The sequence below is a fragment of the Capnocytophaga sp. oral taxon 864 genome (genome assembly GCF_002998835.1).
GTDB classification, from domain to species: Bacteria; Bacteroidota; Bacteroidia; order Flavobacteriales; family Flavobacteriaceae; genus Capnocytophaga; species Capnocytophaga ochracea.
Genome location: NZ_CP027232.1, coordinates 651770 through 670343, shown reverse-complemented (window position 1 = coordinate 670343; position 18574 = coordinate 651770). Strand labels below are relative to the sequence as shown.

15 protein-coding genes are annotated in these 18574 nt (G+C 36.6%); 2 read left to right on the top strand and 13 right to left on the bottom strand.

Going from position 1 to position 18574, the window contains the following annotated elements:
• Positions 1 to 165: 165 nt before the first annotated feature.
• The 8 genes from C3V44_RS03065 to C3V44_RS03030 all read right to left on the bottom strand — a co-directional run bounded on the left by C3V44_RS03065 (position 166) and on the right by C3V44_RS03030 (position 10936).
• On the bottom strand, positions 166 to 3342 hold the full coding sequence (locus C3V44_RS03065; protein WP_106095481.1) for an efflux RND transporter permease subunit: 3177 nt from the start codon (positions 3340 to 3342) through the stop codon (positions 166 to 168).
• 116 nt (positions 3343 to 3458) lie between these two features.
• Positions 3459 to 3989 (bottom strand): DUF4136 domain-containing protein, encoded by a 531-nt coding sequence (locus tag C3V44_RS03060; protein ID WP_106095480.1) that lies wholly within the window; start codon positions 3987 to 3989, stop codon positions 3459 to 3461.
• A gap of 60 nt (positions 3990 to 4049) precedes the next feature.
• The gene (locus C3V44_RS03055) at positions 4050 to 5015 is read right to left on the bottom strand and encodes a polyprenyl synthetase family protein (protein ID WP_106095479.1); all 966 of its coding nucleotides are present in this window, start codon (positions 5013 to 5015) and stop codon (positions 4050 to 4052) included.
• A gap of 43 nt (positions 5016 to 5058) precedes the next feature.
• Positions 5059 to 6717: a DNA repair protein RecN gene (gene recN, locus C3V44_RS03050; RefSeq protein ID WP_106095478.1), complete on the bottom strand. Its 1659-nt coding sequence runs from the start codon at positions 6715 to 6717 to the stop codon at positions 5059 to 5061.
• 5 nt (positions 6718 to 6722) lie between these two features.
• The gene (locus tag C3V44_RS03045; protein WP_106095477.1) at positions 6723 to 7619 is read right to left on the bottom strand and encodes a DUF4835 family protein; all 897 of its coding nucleotides are present in this window, start codon (positions 7617 to 7619) and stop codon (positions 6723 to 6725) included.
• Between the two features lie 28 nt (positions 7620 to 7647).
• On the bottom strand, positions 7648 to 8772 hold the full coding sequence (ribB, locus tag C3V44_RS03040) for a 3,4-dihydroxy-2-butanone-4-phosphate synthase (RefSeq protein ID WP_053580568.1): 1125 nt from the start codon (positions 8770 to 8772) through the stop codon (positions 7648 to 7650).
• An 83-nt stretch (positions 8773 to 8855) separates the two neighbouring features.
• Positions 8856 to 9401: a hypothetical protein gene (locus C3V44_RS03035; RefSeq protein WP_009411807.1), complete on the bottom strand. Its 546-nt coding sequence runs from the start codon at positions 9399 to 9401 to the stop codon at positions 8856 to 8858.
• A complete protein-coding gene (locus tag C3V44_RS03030) occupies positions 9401 to 10936 on the bottom strand; it encodes a helicase HerA-like domain-containing protein (protein ID WP_009411808.1) in 1536 nt (511 codons plus the stop codon). Before C3V44_RS03030 ends, C3V44_RS03035 begins: the two co-directional genes overlap by 1 nt.
• A gap of 523 nt (positions 10937 to 11459) precedes the next feature.
• Here C3V44_RS03030 and murB point away from each other — a divergent pair.
• Together murB and C3V44_RS03020 are read left to right on the top strand one after the other, a co-directional pair.
• A complete protein-coding gene (murB, locus tag C3V44_RS03025; protein WP_106095476.1) occupies positions 11460 to 12443 on the top strand; it encodes a UDP-N-acetylmuramate dehydrogenase in 984 nt (327 codons plus the stop codon).
• A gap of 83 nt (positions 12444 to 12526) precedes the next feature.
• Complete coding sequence (locus tag C3V44_RS03020) at positions 12527 to 13609, top strand: aldose epimerase family protein (RefSeq protein ID WP_254425458.1); 1083 nt, start codon at positions 12527 to 12529, stop codon at positions 13607 to 13609.
• Between the two features lie 3 nt (positions 13610 to 13612).
• On the opposite strand, the gene C3V44_RS03015 is transcribed toward C3V44_RS03020, so the two are convergent.
• The 5 genes from C3V44_RS03015 to C3V44_RS02995 all read right to left on the bottom strand — a co-directional run bounded on the left by C3V44_RS03015 (position 13613) and on the right by C3V44_RS02995 (position 18056).
• Positions 13613 to 14671: a nucleoid-associated protein gene (locus C3V44_RS03015; protein WP_015782883.1), complete on the bottom strand. Its 1059-nt coding sequence runs from the start codon at positions 14669 to 14671 to the stop codon at positions 13613 to 13615.
• A 30-nt stretch (positions 14672 to 14701) separates the two neighbouring features.
• Complete coding sequence (locus C3V44_RS03010) at positions 14702 to 15211, bottom strand: hypothetical protein (protein ID WP_002671788.1); 510 nt, start codon at positions 15209 to 15211, stop codon at positions 14702 to 14704.
• Between the two features lie 102 nt (positions 15212 to 15313).
• Positions 15314 to 16444, bottom strand: a complete 1131-nt coding sequence (locus tag C3V44_RS03005; protein WP_106095475.1) for a peptidylprolyl isomerase — start codon at positions 16442 to 16444, stop codon at positions 15314 to 15316.
• 25 nt (positions 16445 to 16469) lie between these two features.
• Positions 16470 to 17042 carry a gliding motility-associated peptidyl-prolyl isomerase GldI gene (gldI, locus tag C3V44_RS03000; RefSeq protein WP_106095474.1) on the bottom strand — a complete coding sequence of 191 codons (573 nt, stop codon included), beginning with the start codon at positions 17040 to 17042 and terminating at the stop codon, positions 16470 to 16472.
• 6 nt (positions 17043 to 17048) lie between these two features.
• Positions 17049 to 18056 (bottom strand): bifunctional oligoribonuclease/PAP phosphatase NrnA, encoded by a 1008-nt coding sequence (locus C3V44_RS02995; RefSeq protein ID WP_106095473.1) that lies wholly within the window; start codon positions 18054 to 18056, stop codon positions 17049 to 17051.
• Positions 18057 to 18574: the final 518 nt, after the last annotated feature.

Sequence of the window (18574 nt, the reverse complement as noted above, 5' to 3'; positions counted from 1 at the left end):
CGTCTTTTGTTCGTCTTTTGTTCGTCATTCGTTCGTCATTCGTTCGTCATTCGTTCGTCATTCGTTCGTCTTTTTCCTATCTGCCTATGCGTCTCGCTCTATCTGCCTGTCGTGCTACGACCTCGCACCGTCTAAGAGATAAGTAAAAAATAAGATGAATTATAGTTATACTTCGTGTTCGCCTTTGATGTCTCTGTGCTCATAATCAGCAATCATCAGTTTTTCGTAATCAGTTTTAGTACCTTTACCGAAACGTCTGCCAATATTGTCAAAAATAAGATATACCAAAGGCACTACAATAAGTGTTAAGAACAATGAGGAAATAAGTCCACCTATAATTACAATCGCCAAACCATTGTTCACTTCGGCACCTGCTCCATTGGCAATAGCAAGCGGAATCATACCTGCTACCATTGCGATAGTCGTCATCAAGATAGGGCGTAAACGGGCGTGGTTTGCTTGTATTAATGCAGTTACTGTATCTTCCCCTTCTTGCTTGCGGTGGTTAGCGAAGTCTACTAACATAATTGCGTTCTTAGCAACCAACCCAATAAGCATAATGATACCTAAAAGAGTAAAGATATTGAGTGACATATTGGCTAATGCCAAAGCTACTAAAGCTCCAATGAACGAAAGCGGTATAGAGAACAATACTACAAAAGGTCGTGAAAAACTGTCGTATAACACTACCATTACCATATAAACTAAGAGAATAGCAGCAAATAGCGATATAAACAAGGTGCCAAACCCCTCGTCTTGCATCTCTTGGTCACCCGTAAAAACAAAGTGTACGTTAGCAGGCTTTTCTAATTGGTCTATCTTAGTTTTCCATTCTGAAACTATAGTACCTGTAGGACGACCTACCGATTGAGCTTTTACGGTTACCGAAGGCGATTTGTCATAACGTTCTAGCTGTGTAGGTCCTGAAGCATAAACAATATTAGCAAATTGTGATAGTTTTACCTGTTGTCCCACTGAGTTGATAAACATCATATTTTCTATATCGTCTATAGACTGACGGCTACCTTCTTCAAACACTATATTAATATTGTATTCTGAATCTCCTGTACGGAACTTACTGTCGTCATTACCATTAAAAGCGGTTCGCATCGTTCCCCCTACAGTAGCAATATTAAGTCCTAACATTGCCATCTTATCGCGGTCTATCTGCACATTTATTTCGGGATTACCAGATTCTGAGGAAAGCTTAATTTCAGTAGCACCTTCAACAGTTTTAAGAAGCTCAGCTGTTTTCTCAGCGTACTGTTGGGCTACTTCCACATTGTCAGAAGTAACAACCAAAGCAATTGGTGCTTGTTCAGCTCCCATCAATCCTACAGGCACCGTCTTTACTTTAGCATCTACCAAATACTGACTCAGTTTGCGTTTCAGCTTTGCCGCAATCACTTTAGTCGATTCACTACGCTCTTTCTTATCGATAATAGTAAGCTGTATTTCCGATTTATAAGGGGTTGCTTGTGAAGCTCCCATACCACTGGTAGACTGTCCTACAGTAGTAATCATACTCTCTACCAAAGGTTTATTGGTACCCTCTACTTTTAAGCTACGAAGATAATTTTCAGCTTTTTGGGTCATAAAGTTAGTCTGCTCTAAGGAAGCATCTTTATTTAATTCAAACTGCACTAAAAACTTTCCTCTATCCATATTAGGCATAAATTCAGATCCGATAAATCCAGTAGGAATCAATGAACAAGAACCTACAAAAAGGAAAAATACCAAAATAATAGTTTTCCATTTATTGGCAAATACCCATACCAATAAGTCAGAGAAGAACTGTGTAAATCGTTTGAGGTATCCTTCAAAGCCTATGGTTAGTTTTCCCAAAAATGAATTGGGATTTGCGTGTTCTAATTTTCCAAACCTAGAGTACAACCAAGGGACTACTGTAAAAGACATCAATAATGAAAGCATTGTAGCAATAGCTACAGTCAAACAGAACTCACGCAATACTTTTACTACAATAGCATTACCTAATGAAATAGGAACGAACACTACAACAATTACTAAGGTAATTGCCATTACAGTAAGCACAATTTCCTTAGAACCATCAAAAGCAGCACGCACTTTATTCTTACCCATCTCCATATGGCGGTGAATGTTTTCCAATACTACAATAGCATCGTCCACCAAGATACCTACCACCATCGAAAGGGCAACAAGGCTCATCAAGTTCAGTGTAAAACCAAAGAAATACATACCTATAAAAGTAGCAATCAGAGAAGTAGGTATAGATACCATTACAATAATAGCATTACGTAGGCTGTGAAGGAAGAAGAACATCACTACTGCTACCAATACAATTGCCAATATCAAATCGGACATTACAGAGTTGGCTGCTTCTAAGGTAAACTCACTGGTATCTTCTGCCAATAACATTTTTACACCTTCATTTTTATAAGTCTGCTCCACTTGTTCCATCTTCTTGCGTACCAACTCACTCACCGATACAGCATTAGCATCGGTTTGTTTCAATACTTGTAGCAAGAGAGTATTTTCTTGGTCTATACGCGCTATTTTGGTAGCTTCTTCTTCGGTGTCTTGCACATCAGCTACATCCGAAAGTCGTATCTCTACTCCATTCTGTGAAGCAAGTATAAGGTTGCGCAATTGTTCTACATCTTGTAATTTACCAAGCAAACGTATAGAGGTACTATTCTCACGAGTTTTAATTTTACCCGCAGGAATTTCCATATTCGAAGCTGCAATCAATTGTTGTACTTGAGCAATAGAAAGACCATAACCTTCTAACTTCTTAGCATCAATGCTCACGCGTATTTCGCGTTTGCGACCACCTATTATATTCACTTGTGCTACTCCTGGAACACGTGATAACTCTGGCTGTATTTTTTTATCTACCAAATCGTACAATTCTTGTGCCGATAACTTAGAAGTTACCCCAATAGACACAATAGGCAAATCGGAAAGAGAGAATTTACTCAATGATGGCTCTTTAGCATCATCGGGCAAATCAGCTCTTATTGCATTAATTTTGCGCTGTGCCTCATTAAGGGTATTATCTACATTCGCATCGTTAGTAAGTTGTACTACTACCACCGAAAGGCTTTCATACGAATATGATTGTATCTTTTTGATATTTTCCAAAGCCGAAACGGCATCCTCGATTTTCTTTGTCACGGTGCTCTCAATCTCCGAAGGAGAGGCTCCCGCATACACAGTAGAGATCGTAACTACATTCACTTCAAACTTAGGAATGAGTTCGTAGTTCAATAACTTATACGAATAGAAGCCACCAAGTAGCAACAACAAGAGCATCACAATAAGTACACTGGGACGCTTAATAGAAAGTTTAATTAAATCCATCTTTTGTTTGTTCTAAATCGGGGGCAAAGGTACGATAAAAAACTTAATAAACAAAAAAAGTTTCCATATTTTAGGAAACTTTTATTATGAGTAAGTACTTGAATAATTTGTGAGACTTACTGTTTTGGGGGATATTTTTCTAACATTTTATTTACAAAGTTATTAATAGCATCTTCTTTGCGCTCCGTTGTTTGAGGTAGGTTACCTATACCTTTACCTTGCCAAATGAGTTCGCGTTTATGAGCGTCTATAATTTCAATATAAAGAGAACCTTCTGTACTTCGAGCTACATTATAGGTTGCTCCTCCCCAAAAAGGTCCCCAGCCCATTCCCCAGCCCCAATAGTATGGAGAATTGTTGTACACATCTACATTTTCTTGTTCACGTGTAAAGATATTTACTAAAACGTCTGGTTTTTCAGAAAGTGTCATCCCTTTAGACGTTAAATTACGCTCAATAGCTCGTAGGATACGTTTCTTATCTAAATCTGAGATAGGAACTTTATCAATACCTTCTTTAAAGAAAGCAAATGATTTGTATGCAGAAAAATCGGCCTGTTGGTCATAATCTGTAGCTACATATACACTAGCACAAGAACTAAGAACAACAGCCATAATTAGGAGTATAAAAACAGTTGTTTTTTTCATATCATAAGTTATTTAAAAGGTTTTGAAATCTTGTTTTATAAGCACAAAATCTATACCGTTTTATATTTTTCTATCCATTAATTGTAGGGCAAAAGTTCTGAGGTATTCTCGTTTATCATCTCCTATAGTTATTTTCTCTAATATCATAAGAGCTTTTTGAGTATAATTTTCTATCAGCTGGCGAACTGCTTTGTCTGCATTTGTTATCTGAAAAATCTCTCTTACTCTTGCTATTTTATTATCAACTTCATTTAAAGCATATGCTCTCAATAGTTCTTCACGTTGTTTTTCATTGCTTAGTGCTAAAGATTTTAAATAGAGTATAGTTTTCTTATTTTCTATAATATCACCTCCTATTTTTTTACCAAATGAAGCATCTCCAAAAGTATCCAAATAATCATCTTGTAACTGAAAAGCTATTCCTAAATTTAAACCGAAATTGTACATATTTATTTGGTTTTCCTTAGTAGTTTCAGAGATAATACTACCCATTTGTAAGGCAGCTCCTATAAGAACTGAAGTTTTGTATGAAATCATTTGCATATATGCCTCAATACTTACCTCTTGTAGCTTTTCAAAATCCATATCCATTTGCTGTCCTTCACATACTTTAAGGGCTGTTTCACTTAATGTTTTTACTAATTCTTGAAATATTTTTGAAGGATAATTCTCTAATAATTTATAGGCAATGATAAGCATAGCATCTCCTGAAAGTATACCTACATTTGTATCCCATTTTTGATGTACAGTAGGTTTGCCACGCCTTAGAAAAGCATTATCCATAATATCGTCGTGGATAAGTGAAAAGTTGTGAAAAACCTCTATGGCAGTAGCTGCATTAAGTCCTTTGTGATAGTCTTTACCAAAAATATCGGTTGCAATAAGGGTAAGTATAGGGCGAATACGCTTTCCCCCTAAGTTAAGAATGTACTGAATGGGTTCATAGAGGTGAATAGGCTCTTTGGGAGTAAAAATTTTTTCTATATGCTGTAAAAAAGCTGTTTTATACTCTTCAATGGGAAGCATAATAATTTATTATTAGTTTAGAAAGTTAATACTTGTCTGTTTTTTATCCTTTTCTTAAAAGCTCTATTGCGTGATTACGAGCTGATTCACCACTATTTTTTCCTTCAAGCATTTCTGAGAGTTCTGAAATGCGTTCTTGTTCGGTGAGCATTTTAAGATGGGTAGTTGTCTTACCTGTTATATCTTCTTTAAATACTTTAAAATGATAAGCACCTTTAGCAGCTATTTGCGGTAAATGGGTAATAGCAAAAACCTGTCTGTTTTTGCTCATTTGTTTCATTATATCACCCATTTTTTGAGAGATTTCCCCTGATACTCCTGTGTCAATTTCGTCGAACATAATAGTAGGGAGCGCTGTATGTGCTGCCATTATAGCTTTTACAGCTAACATTATACGCGACAGTTCTCCTCCTGAAGCTACTTTCTTTAATGGTCCAAAATCTCCTCCTTTATTGGCAGAAAATAAAAATGAGAGCTCATCATTTCCGTTGTTAAAGAAATGTGAGGTAGATGTTAGCTTGATATCAAAACGCCCATTTGGCATTCCTAATTCGTGCATAAAGCTCTCTAATTGTTTAGTGAGAGTAGGAACTACTTTTTCACGAGTTTTGTGTAACTCAGTTGCTTTTTTAGAAGTTTCTGCTTGATGTTTTGCAACTAACTCTTGTTGTTCTTTAAGGTCGAAATCTGCGCTTTCAGTTTTAGAAACAGCCTTCTCTAAACGTTCTTGAATACTCATCAACTCTTCAACGGTTGTTACTTTGTGCTTTTGTTGAAGTGAGTAGATTTTATTGAGTTGCTTAGATATTTCCTCTAAATTTTCTGGGTCTGTTTCTATGTTTTCATCAATGTCTGCTACATCTCTACTCAAATCTTCTAAATCTAAGAAAGCTGAGTCAATGCGTTCATATAATTCGCGGTATTGCTGTTTGTATTCTGTAAGATTTGAAAAAGAGCGACGCAGTTCACGCAAATTATTCAAAATACCTATGTTCTCATCGTTGAGTAAATATAAACTTTCAGTTACACTTTCTTTTATCTCTTCAATGTTAGAGGCTTCTTCATAGCTTTCTTCCAATTCCTCCAAAATGCCTTCTCCTAAAGTAACCGATTTCAGTTCTTTGAGTTGGTGCAGATTGTAATCGTATTCTTTATTAGCTGTCTGTTGGAAATCTATGAGCTCTTGTAGTTTTTTTTGTTCGTTTTTAAGTAGTGCTAAAAGGCGTTGGTATTCCTCTAATAAAGATTTATTTTCAGCCATTGCATCTATAATTTCAAACTGAAAAGCTGTGTCACTTAAAGAAAGAGTTTGGTGCTGAGAATGAATATCTACGAGTACTTCACCTAAACGTGAAAGCACGTCTAATGTTACAGGAGAATCATTCACGAAAGCTCGAGATTTTCCCGAAGGAAGAATTTCACGACGTATAATAGTTTGAGTGTCATAATCTATTTCCAGCTCATTGAAGAGAGATTGAAATTCATAATTTTGCAAAGAAAATTCGGCTTCAATTACACATTTTTCATCTTTATTCCTCAAAGCAGACATATCGGCACGTTTCCCCAATACTAAGGAAAGAGCGTCAAGCATTATAGATTTTCCTGAACCTGTTTCGCCTGTGATAATAATAAAGCCTTTAGGAAAGTCAACTTTTAGGTCATCAATTAATGCATAATTTTTTATAGATAGAGTGTTGAGCATATTCCTTATTTTATTTCATTCCACTTAGTTACTTGGGTGGGAGCTAATTTCATTAAGGCTTCTTTTAGCATTTTGGTATTAAAAATCATTCCACCTGAGTAAATAGAGGCAATTTCATCAGTTTTTGCATTAAAAAACAATATCATTGCATAGGAGCTCAACCGTAGGCTCGGTATTTTTTCAAGTAAAATAATAGCATTCTGGATAGCTTCTTTTCCGCCTTTCTCATCGGTGCTCATTATATCTAAGCCCAAACGATGGTATTGGTATAAAGCTTTGTGATAATCAGTGTAATTTTCTGAAATGAGCTCATTTATTAACAAGAATCGGTTGTTTTTACCATTATCAGCCCAACCTGTATAACTACTGTTTTGTGCTATATTAGCAATTTGTTGTGCCTTTAAGAAATAAGGTCTCCCTGCATTTTCAGCAAACGTATCAGCATCGAACCCTAATAGCAAATAGGCATAGTAAGCTATTACCGACGTGAGGTTCGACTCAAAGGCATTTTCATTGAAGGTAAGAGGAGCAAACTCTTGATAGTCAAAAGCTATTTCTTTATCTTGCAAATTAAATACAGGAGATTGATAAGCTGAATTGTATACAGGACGTGAGGATTGCACCAAAAGACTTGCTTCATAGTGCGAATTTTCAAACTTATTAATCACCAGAGTAAAACTACAACGGATACGTTCGTTTTCGCGTACTTTTAAATCTGTCCAACGGGTTTGATTGATAAATTCTTGTAAAGATTTTTCTAAGGTCTTAAAGACTGAGCGATTACTTAAATTTACCTGTTGTGTATTGACCGTTACCACGGCATTCAACTCTTGTGAAAAAGAAAATGAGCTGGCAATTAGGGCTAAAAAGAGTGTCATTTTTCTCATAATGATATGTGTCATATAATTATTTCCTATTTTCCCATTCTAATTAATACGGTATCTCTTCCGTAATTTCAAGACCGTAGCCTGACATTCCTACGTAATTAGACGCATTTTTAGAGTTGGTAAGTAATCGAAGTTTTCTAATACCTAAATCGTTGAGTATTTGAGCTCCCATCCCAATATCTTTGGTATCTTTACCTACTTGAGGAAGAGGGTGCCCTGTTTGGTGTTCTTTGATTTCGGTAATGTGCTGTAACAACGTTTTCGAATAACCTTCTTTATTAATTACTATCACAGCTCCTTTGCCTTCCTCATTAATTTTTCTGAAAATGCGTTCAAGAGGGTTGTCCTTATCTCCTGCTATAACTTCCAGAATATCATTGCTGATAAACGATGAATGAACGCGCGTAAGCACAGGTTCATCTGCTTTCCAAGTGCCTTGTGTAAAGGCTAAGTGTATTTGCTTGTTAGTAGTTTGTTCATAAGCGCGCAAGCGGAATTCTCCATAAGGGGTTTGCAACAAGAAATCTTCTTTCTTTATTACAAGTGTATCTTTGCGCATACGATAAGCAATAAGGTCTTCAATAGAAATGATTTTAAGGTCGAATTTCTTAGCTACTTCCACCAACTGAGGTAATCGTGCCATCGTACCATCTTCATTTAAGATTTCTACTAAAATACCGGCAGGTTTTAGTCCCGCAATACGAGTGAGGTCAATAGTTGCTTCTGTGTGTCCTGTACGGCGAAGCACTCCGCCTTCTTTAGCGCGTAAAGGGAATATATGTCCAGGACGCCCCAAGTCGAAAGGAGTGGTCTTTGGGTCTACCAATGCTTGAATAGTTTTTGCCCGGTCGAAAGCTGAAATACCGGTAGTACAACCCTGACCTTTCAAATCTACTGAAACAGTAAACTGAGTTTCGTGTAGTACGGTGTTGTTTTGCACCATCATCGGAAGGTCAAGCTCAGCACAGCGTTTTTCAGTAAGAGGAGCACAGACTAACCCGCGACCGTTGGTAATCATAAAATTAATCATCTCAGGAGTTACCTTTTCAGCAGCAGCAATAAAATCGCCTTCATTTTCGCGGTTTTCATCATCTACTACTATAACGACCTTTCCTTTTTTTATGTCTTCAACAGCTTCTTCAATGCTGTTTAGTTTAATATTGTTCATCTTTATCAATTGATTTTATACAAAATGAACACGAGTGCATTACTCGTGTTAAAATTATAAATAGTTATTAATCTTCGTTCAACTTAAAAATTAACTGTAATACGAGCGATTTTGGCACTTTCCTCAATATCTCCTTCTGAGATATTATCGGTAAGGTCAAAAGCTGTTTTAAGAGCCGATTTATCAAAAGTAAAGTAGTAATTCTTTCCTTTTGGAGTAACCATTACGCTACTGATAGAGGGCTCAATTTCTAAATCGGGATATTTTTTCTTTACGTCTTTAAAAGTACTCTGTAACGAAATCCCTTTTTCGGTAGCGTATTTATCGCACAATATTAATACACTTTCCACTATTTTGTCCCCCTTATCATTGGTAGTGGGAGTAATTTCAAGAAGCTCTTTACCTTCTTTGTCTAAAATAGTAATGCGTTCAGCACTTGCATAACGCAGCTCTCCTTCCATAGTCGAGTTTACTATGGAGTCCTTAGCAAAGATAGAATCTAACTTTTGTATGGGAGTGTCTTTTTGGAGGACTCCTACACTGTTATTAGTGATGAGGAACTCATTCTTTTTATTGTTACACGCCACAATAGTTAAAAGAACAGTAATGATGATAAAGTATTTTTTCATTATTTCTTGATGATTTTATTTAATATTCCTAAAACTCCTCTTACGAACGAAGCACTTGTAACCATTTTTATCAAAGGATTAGTACCCGAACGCTTAGTAGTGGTTTTTTGTGTAGTGGGCTTAGGAGCAGAAGCTTTTTCAGCTTCCTTAGCTTCTTTTTGCTTCTCTTCCTCTTTCCGCACGTCCTCTATTTTCTTATTCAAGATTTCATAAGCACTTTCACGGTCGATAACTTCGTTGTATTTGCGCACTAACTCCGAACGCCCTACCAACGCTTCAATTTCACTATCACTAAGGATATCCATTCTACTCATCGGTGCGCGCATCATTGTGTCTACCAATGGAGTAGGTATTCCTTTTTCGTTCAGTACTGTTACCAGTGCTTCTCCTGTTCCTAAGGAAGTAAGCGTATCGGTAGTGTCGTAAAATTCTGATGAAGGATAATTCTCTGCAATTAGCTTAATGGCTTTACGGTCTTTAGCGGTGAAAGCACGCAGAGCGTGTTGTACCTTCATACCCAGCTGAGAAAGTATCGCATCGGGGATATCGGTAGGGTTTTGAGTACAGAAAATAAGTCCCACACCTTTTGAACGTATGAGCTTTACAATGTTCTCTAATTGGTTGAGAAGCGTTTTGGAAGCCTCATTGAAAATAAGGTGCGCTTCGTCGATAAAGATAACCAACTTAGGTTTCGACATATCGCCTTCTTCGGGGAAAGTAGTGTAAATTTCAGCCAAAAGACTCAACATAAAGGTCGAGAACATCTTAGGACGGTCTTGAATGTCTGTAAGGCGAATGATGTTTACATAACCTTCGCCCTGTGCATTGGTTCTCATTAAGTCAGCTGGTTCAAAACTGCGCTCGCCGAAGAAAAGTTCAGCACCTTGATGCTCTAATTCCACAATTTTACGCAAGATAGCACTTGTTGAGGACTTAGAAACCGCTCCGTACTCTTTCTCGAAGTCGGTCTTTCCTTCATCAGTGGCATATTGAAGTATTTTCTTTAAATCTTTCAGGTCTAACAAGGGTAGTGCGTGGTCATCGCAGTATTTGAAAACCACTGCCAAAACGCCTTCTTGTACATCGCTTAGGTCTAAGATGCGTGAAAGTAACACAGAGCCAAATTCTGATACAGTAGCACGCATACGCACACCCTTTTGCTCCGAAATGGTCAGTAGTTCGGTGGGGAATGCCTGTGGTTGAAAGTCTAAGCCTATCTTACCTAAACGCTCTAAGATAAAAGGTTTTACTTCACCAGATTCAGCAATACCACTGAGGTCACCTTTCAAGTCCATTAGCAATACAGGAACACCTTTTTTAGAAAGGTTTTCGGCGATAACTTGCAGAGTTTTAGTTTTACCTGTACCCGTAGCTCCTGCGATAAGCCCGTGGCGGTTAAGTGTTTTTAAAGGTAAATTTACCAATACGTTTTCAATAGGTTGCCCTTCGTAGATAGCCCCTCCTAAGGTAATGTAATCACCTTTAAAGGAGTATCCAGCGAGCATTGTTTCTTTAAAAGAATCTATTTTAGCCATTTGTTATTAGTTTTAAGCTGTTAGTAGTGTTTTACTTATTCGATAGGTAGTTGGCATTTTCAAGGCACAAAGGTAGAAAAAAAAGTTGAAAACCCAAAATTTATTAGGTAACAAATTTATTTTTAGTGCAATAAAAGGGGTTGCTAATAACTTTATAAGACTTACAGACTAAGAGCAAACAACGGTCTTTCCTTTCGTTTTACGTCGCTTTATTTCCCTCAAAACTACGGTTTTCCATTAACTCTTAACTCCTCATTTTTAATTATTTACATAGCTATTGTATACCAATCGTCCAAGATTCGTATAAGCTTCCTATAAGCTTCCTATAAGCTAAGCATACCCTCCTAATAACCTTTTTTCACCAAAATCCCCTTCAATCATCTTCCGAACCTCTCCGTTATCTTCCGTTTCTTCGTGACCCTACCACTAAGCCATCAATCTCCCTTTGCTAATTTACTAATTTTTCACATTTGCTAATTCATTTTTTTTACATACCTTTGCACTTGTAAGTAGACCGTAAGTTATGCAAATACCTAACACTTTTAACCTTAAAGTTCAAGCTGAAAAATATATTCCTATCCATAGTGAAAAGGAACTCATCAGTGCGTTACAAGAGTATCACAATCCATTTGTTTTAGGGGGTGGAAGCAATATGCTTCTCACTAAAAATATTACGCAACCTGTGTTTCACATTTTGCTTAAAGGCATTAGCACTGTAAAAGAAACTGATGAATACATATGGCTTAAAGCACAAGCAGGAGAGAATTGGCACCAATTTGTGCGTTATACTTTACAACAGGGCTATGGTGGACTTGAAAATCTTTCGCTGATCTACGGCAATGTAGGTACTACTCCTGTACAGAACATAGGGGCTTATGGAGTGGAAATAAAAGATGTAATGGAGAGTTGTGAGACGATTGGGGTTCATACACTGCAAAAACGCATATTTACAAATGCAGAATGTGCTTTTGCTTATCGAGAATCTATTTTTAAGGGGAAAGAGAAGGGCAATTACATCATTACTTCGGTTACTTTTAAACTTACTAAAAAGAACCACCAATTGCACACGCAATACGGAGCTATTCAGCAAGTCCTTTCAGAGCGAGGAATTACCCAACCTACCCCCAAAGAGTTGTCCGATGCGATTATTACCATTCGCGAAAGTAAATTGCCTAACCCTAATGTTTTGGGTAATTGTGGCAGTTTCTTTAAAAACCCAATTGTTCTAAAAACTGATTACGAAAAGCTACAACAGCAATATCCTGAAATTCCTTGTTATCCAGTGAATGAAACCGAAGTGAAAGTGCCAGCAGGCTGGCTTATAGATCGCTCAGGGCTCAAAGGCTATCGGAAAGGAGATGCAGGAGTGCACAAGCATCAAGCATTGGTATTGGTGAATTATGGTGAAGCTACAGGTGAAGAAGTTTTAGCGGTGGCTAATTATGTAAAAGCTCAAGTACAAGAAAAGTTTGGTATTGCCTTGGAGTTTGAAGTGAATATATTTTAATGGATATACTCTATTTACATACAACTCAATCCAACTCTTGATTCACATTATTTCAATATCTTTATCTAAAAAAATAATTATTGATGAAAAAAGAATATCATAAAGAAAAATTACAAACTATCGTACTTTCTAATAAGGGAGGTATGGAAGTAACCGTACTTAATTTTGGTAGTGTGATTAGCTCTATTAAAGTGCCTGTAAAGGGGAAAAAAGTAGAGTGTGTATTGGGCTTCGACACGTTTGAAGAGTACGTAAGTGAGGCTTACCGCAAAGAGTATCCGTATCTTGGTGCGATTATAGGGCGTAACGCAGGTCGTATAAAGTATGGAAAAGTTATTATCGATGGCAAGGAAATACAATTGAACTGCAATTTGGGAAAAAATCAAATACACGGAGGCTCAGTAGGCTTTGATAGTGTCTTTTGGGACGTAGTGGCAGTAAATAGGGGAGATGATAATTCTTCAGTAACCTTACAATATGTTTCTAAAGACGGCGAAGAGGGTTACCCAGGAGAGGTAACGGTGCGTGTAACCTATACGCTTACTTCCGATAACCGTTTGCGCATTGATTATCACGGCACCACCGATGCACCTACTATTTTAAATCTCACTCAGCATACGTATTTTAACCTCAATGAAAGCAATACTGATGTGCTTAACAATACCTTACAAATAAAAGCCGATAAGTACGTACCGTTAGAAGAAGGGTTCTTTACTCCTACAGGTGAACGTCCTCCTGTGGCTGGCACACGTTTGGATTACCGAAAAGGGCAAAAGGTATATGCTCATACTGATAACTCTTTTGTACGTGAGATTACCCCTGAGGAAGTAATGGCTACACTTACTAACGGAGAAGGTTCATTGGCAATGGAAGTGCGTACCAATCACCCTGTCTTGCATATCTATGCAGGATATTATTTACCTGAGTTGCAACCACCTCATCGCAAAACTATAGGGCAAAGCAGAGGGATTTGTTTTGAAGCACAAGGTTATGCCGATGCTACTAAACATCCACAGTTCGATAATGTAGTGTTAAGACCTAAAGAAGAATACAATTTCTTTACCGAATTTAAGTTTATACACCTTTCGTATAAGGAATATAAGATAGATAGAAGCATAAAAAAAGAGTCTGATATACAGACTCTTTTTTATGCTATTACCATTTAAAAATTAGCTTTTTTGTTCTTTATTGAAGTACACCAAATAGTAATACATTTGTTTTTCTTCGTCCCAACCTTTCTCAATAAACTTATCAACTGATTCTGGATTGATAAAGTCCATACGTATCTGAATATTAGTGTCTAAATCAATCACATTTTTAATTTTTTTGCGCACATCCGATACAGCCTTATTAACAATCGGGAAGGTTGATACATCTTCTATTTGGTACTTAGGTCCTTTCTCTACTTTGTAGTGCTTAAACTCTGGTATCAATTCAGGATTTTCAAACACTTCATTCATAAACGAGGTTTCTTCAAAATCATCATTCTTAGCGAAGTAATTAATCGCACGGTTCATAAACAAAACCTCTTCTTTTTTATCTTCAGCAGGCAAGATTACATCTTTGGCAAAGTCTTGGCTGAATTTTAAGTACTTTTTAGTATAGAAATTATCGTCTATTAACGCATCGACATTTAGAAAGTTCTCCAACCAATACTTAGTGTCATAACGATTGCTGTCGATGGAAAGTATTTTGTATCCGTCCTCTTTATTCACATTAAAGATAATACAACCTTTATCCAATCGGTGAATGTTCACTCCCTCTTGGATAATCATCTCCAACTGGTTAGCCTGTTCCTCAAACTGCAAAAAGCTGTTCCTCATCTCCGATTTGAAGATACCTACTGCTTTTACCTTTTCATTATCTAAATAACTATCGTGAAGAAGCGCTACATACACCTCTCCACTTTTGATATGTGGGTGATTAGACTGATTGTACAAGTGTTGCGCAATCTTCTTAGATTGCTCGTGAATAGAGCTCTCGTCCTCAAAAATAGGAGTTACCAGCTGGTAAAGTTCATTGAACTCAACATCGGTATCGTGTACTAAGTGAAAGTAGTTTTCTTCTTTTTCACGGAAAGGTTTGAAGAAGTATTCTTTCAGTAGCCCTATAATCTCATCGTTTAGTGCATAAGGTTTTTCTGAAAGGAATAAAGGTTCTCCTTTGCTTAGATTACCTACCCTGTGAATAGAAAGTGTTTCAATGTTTGTTGTATATAAATTTAGCATAGTTACTTGTTATCTGTTACTATTACGTAATTAGTAGTATTCTTCTTCACTGAAACTTCCATAATCGTCTTCGTCGAGGTCAAAATCGTTAAATTCATCTTCAAACTCATCAAAATCATCAGCTACGAATGATTTCTCGGGAGCTTCAGCAGGAATAGAACCGTGAGCGTATATCAAAGCAGGATAAGAGACGCCTGTTTCTTCTTCATCAATCTCTACTAATTCTACGAAGAATGTCCACATCGACATAAAGTCGTATACGTACAACAGTTTAGGCTCTTCTTCACTTACTACCGATTCGATAGTTGTCTCTTCCATCAAGCGCATTTCTCCACTTTCTGATACATCAAAAAGGGTGATTTCCTCTCCCTGATTCCAATCCTCGTCGGTAAGATAGAAAGAAGCCATTTCGTCACCAGCAAAGCCAAATGATTGGTTGATTACATTGTGTAAATCTTCTAAAGTAGCTTCTCCCTGAATGATAATATCTCTAAAAACGTCTTCTTTAACGTCGAGTATCACTCTGAATTTGTATACCATTTTTAGTTATTTTAGTTGTTAGTAAAAAAACTTTGTCAAAGGTCGTAGCACGACAGGCTGTTAGAGACTTTGACAAAGTTTGTATATTCTTATTTTCTATACTTATTTAGCTATATCTGTAATTTCAATATCGAAAATAAGGTCGCTATTAGGTGGAATCACATCGCCAGCACCTCTTTCGCCATATCCTAAAGCAGCAGGAATAAATATGCGTATTTTATCACCTACTTTCATTGTAAGTAAAGCATCTCTGAAGCCTGGTATAAGTTGTGCAGAAGTGTTGTAAGGCATAGGGAAGGCTTGGTATCCTCCTTGTTGTTCACGTAATGAGTTGTACTTACCATAAGCCTCTTCAATTTCTTTTACGTTAGAATCGAAAAGGGTTCCGTTTCTCAAATAACCTGCGTAGTTTACCATTACTTGATGTGTGTGATTAGGTTGTTTGCCTTTGCCATCAACTAACTTAAAGATTTTTACTCCTGAAGGAAGTGCTTTAGCTTGTGGTTCCTGTACTTTTACTTCTTCTAAGAACTTAGCTGCAGCGGCTTTCGTCTTAGCCTCTCTTTCTCGTTCTCTCTTGTTAATTTCTTTGAAGTAATCTTCAAAAACTTTTACAGCATTGAAATTTTTAGCATCTTTACCATTAGCGATAATAGTAATCTTATTGATTTTGATATCCTTTTCAGGCTTGTCATTCATTACTGTTTTAGTATTAGCAATAGCATCTATTACTTCTAAACCTTTCACCGTTTCGCCAAATACTGTGTGGCGACCATCTAAATGAGGAGTAGGCACTTGAGTAATAAAAAACTGACTGCCATTGGTAGCTGGTCCTGCGTTTGCCATTGACAAGATTCCTTTTTTATCGTGTTTTAAAGTAGGCACTATCTCATCTTCAAATCGGTAACCGGGTTCTCCCATTCCGGTGCCGGTAGGGTCACCTCCTTGTATCATAAAATCCTTGATTACTCGGTGGAAAATTGTTCCGTTGTAAAACGGTTTACCTTTGTATTCAGCTTTTACGAAAGTGTTTTTACCTTCTGCCAAAGTAACAAAGTTGGCTACTGTTACAGGAGTTTCTTTGTAGTTTAGTTTTACAATAATATTTCCTTGAGTAGTTTCGATATCCGCAAATAAGCCATCGCCTAAATCTTTATAGGCTTTCTTTTGCGAATTGCAACTGAAAAATACAAACATTGCAGAAAGCAATGCGATAAAATTGAGTCGTCTCATATATATAATTAATTAAAATTTCTACTTATTCAGGTCGTGGTTCTATTTTCTCTTTGTTTTTTTCAATTTTAAAAACCTCTATCTTGGCAATAATAGGCTGGTTGAAAGTTATTTTATCTTTATCACCACGATAACCATACGCTACGCTCGAGGGGAAAAAGAAAACACCACTTTCTTTCTCTTTTAGCAATTTTAGTGCTGAACGTAACCCTTGGAATACTTCTTCTTTATCTACATTATACTTATAATCACCATCGGGTTTCTCTTGGTAGAGTTCGTTACCTTGCAAATCCGAAAGACTGTAATCATAGGTTACGATATCGCCAAACTGTGCTGTGTAGTCAGCATTAGGATTTTGGTTTAGGTAATAGAATTTAAAACCGTGTTGTGAATCTATAAAGGTGTGGAGCGTATCTTTTTTGATAATAGAATCAATAAGAGCTTCTTCTGAAGCTAATAGCGCTTTGTTTTTCTTAGCCGATTCCTTTAAAAAGGCACTTGTTTTCTTGGTTACAGGGTGGCGTGCTTGTCGGTCGGCACAGCTTATGAAAACTATGCCAGCAACTATTATTATTGCTATTTTTTTGAGTATATTCATTGTATTTTAAATATTCTTGTGAATAAAATCTGGCAAAACTTGTTTAAAATAAGTTACGGCTTCTTCCATTGTACCGTCAAATCTACCCCCTGCAGCATTGATGTGCCCTCCGCCGTTGAAATATTTGCGTGCAAACAGGTTTACATCGTTATCACCTTTGGAACGCAACGACATTTTTATAAAATCGCCTTCTTGAATGAAGATTACTGCCAGCTTAGTGTTCTTAATGGTAAGCCCATAATTTACGAAACCGTCAGTATCTCCTTTTTGGCAGTCATATTGTTGTAGTTCTTCGGAACTAAGCGTTGTGTAAGCCGTGTCGTACTCTTTTAAATACATCATATTTTTCAGAATTACACTCAGTAATTGCAATTTGTTAAATGAATTATTATCAAACACATTACTGTTAATCTGACTGTTTTTAGCTCCTTTTTCGATAAGAAAAGCTGCTATTTTTAGCGTATTGCTAGTAGTGGTGGGGTATTTAAAATTTCCCGTATCGGTCATTATTCCTGTGTACAAACAAGTAGCTATTTCTCTATCTATTTGGTTTTTATCGCCCATTGCATCAATAAACGAATATACCATTGCGCAGGTAGAGCTGGCATTGGGGTTAGAGAAAGTTACTTTGGCATAAGCCTCAGGCGCTTGATGATGGTCAATCATCACAAATGTAGCTACCGAGCTTTCTAATAAAGGTGTGAGCCCATCAGCGCGTTTAAGCGAATTAAAATCAAGCGTAAAGATGAGCGTAGAGTTTTCTATTTGTTTTTTTGCTTTTTCAGGAGCATTGTCATAGATGAGAATCTCATCGGCTGAGGGTAACCATTTTAAATAATCAGGAAAATCATTAGGCGACACCACCGTTACATCTTGGTGCAATTGTTTTAAATACAAGTATAGTCCCAAGCAACTCCCTATGGCATCTCCATCAGGGCTTTTGTGAGGAATGATACTTATTTTCAGCTGTTTTTTAAGTAGTAGCTTAACGTTTTCTATATCATATATATTCATAGGGTGCAAAAGTACGACATTAATTTGTTCTTAATGTTTTCATATCTGAAAAATTTTAAAATTGAAAAAGAAATGATTAATTTGCAGGACAAAGGTAGTAATTAATTTTTAATGACAAAAAAATAATTTTGTTTTTTAATGGATATTCGTTGATAATGAACTCTTAGCGATAATAAGTAATTATCAGTTGATAACAACTAGTTCCGCTGGTGTAACAGATAATTATCAATTGATGATAAAGAGAAAACAGAGTAGGGGATAGGATTATTGTAGAATTACAAAAATATTACACGAAGAACTATTGTATAGTATTCTTTCTGCAAAAGCTATATAAAGAGCCCCACCTAATTATTTATTAGATGGGGCTGTTATTATTTGCTTGCGGAGGCTCTCCGCTATTTTACTTCTTCAAAAATAACAGATACTGAAAATCAATAATTTATAAATTTATGGTACAAATAAGGGTGTAAATGCTCTTAATATTGCCAATCAATAAAAATTGGGAAGTATCGACGTTC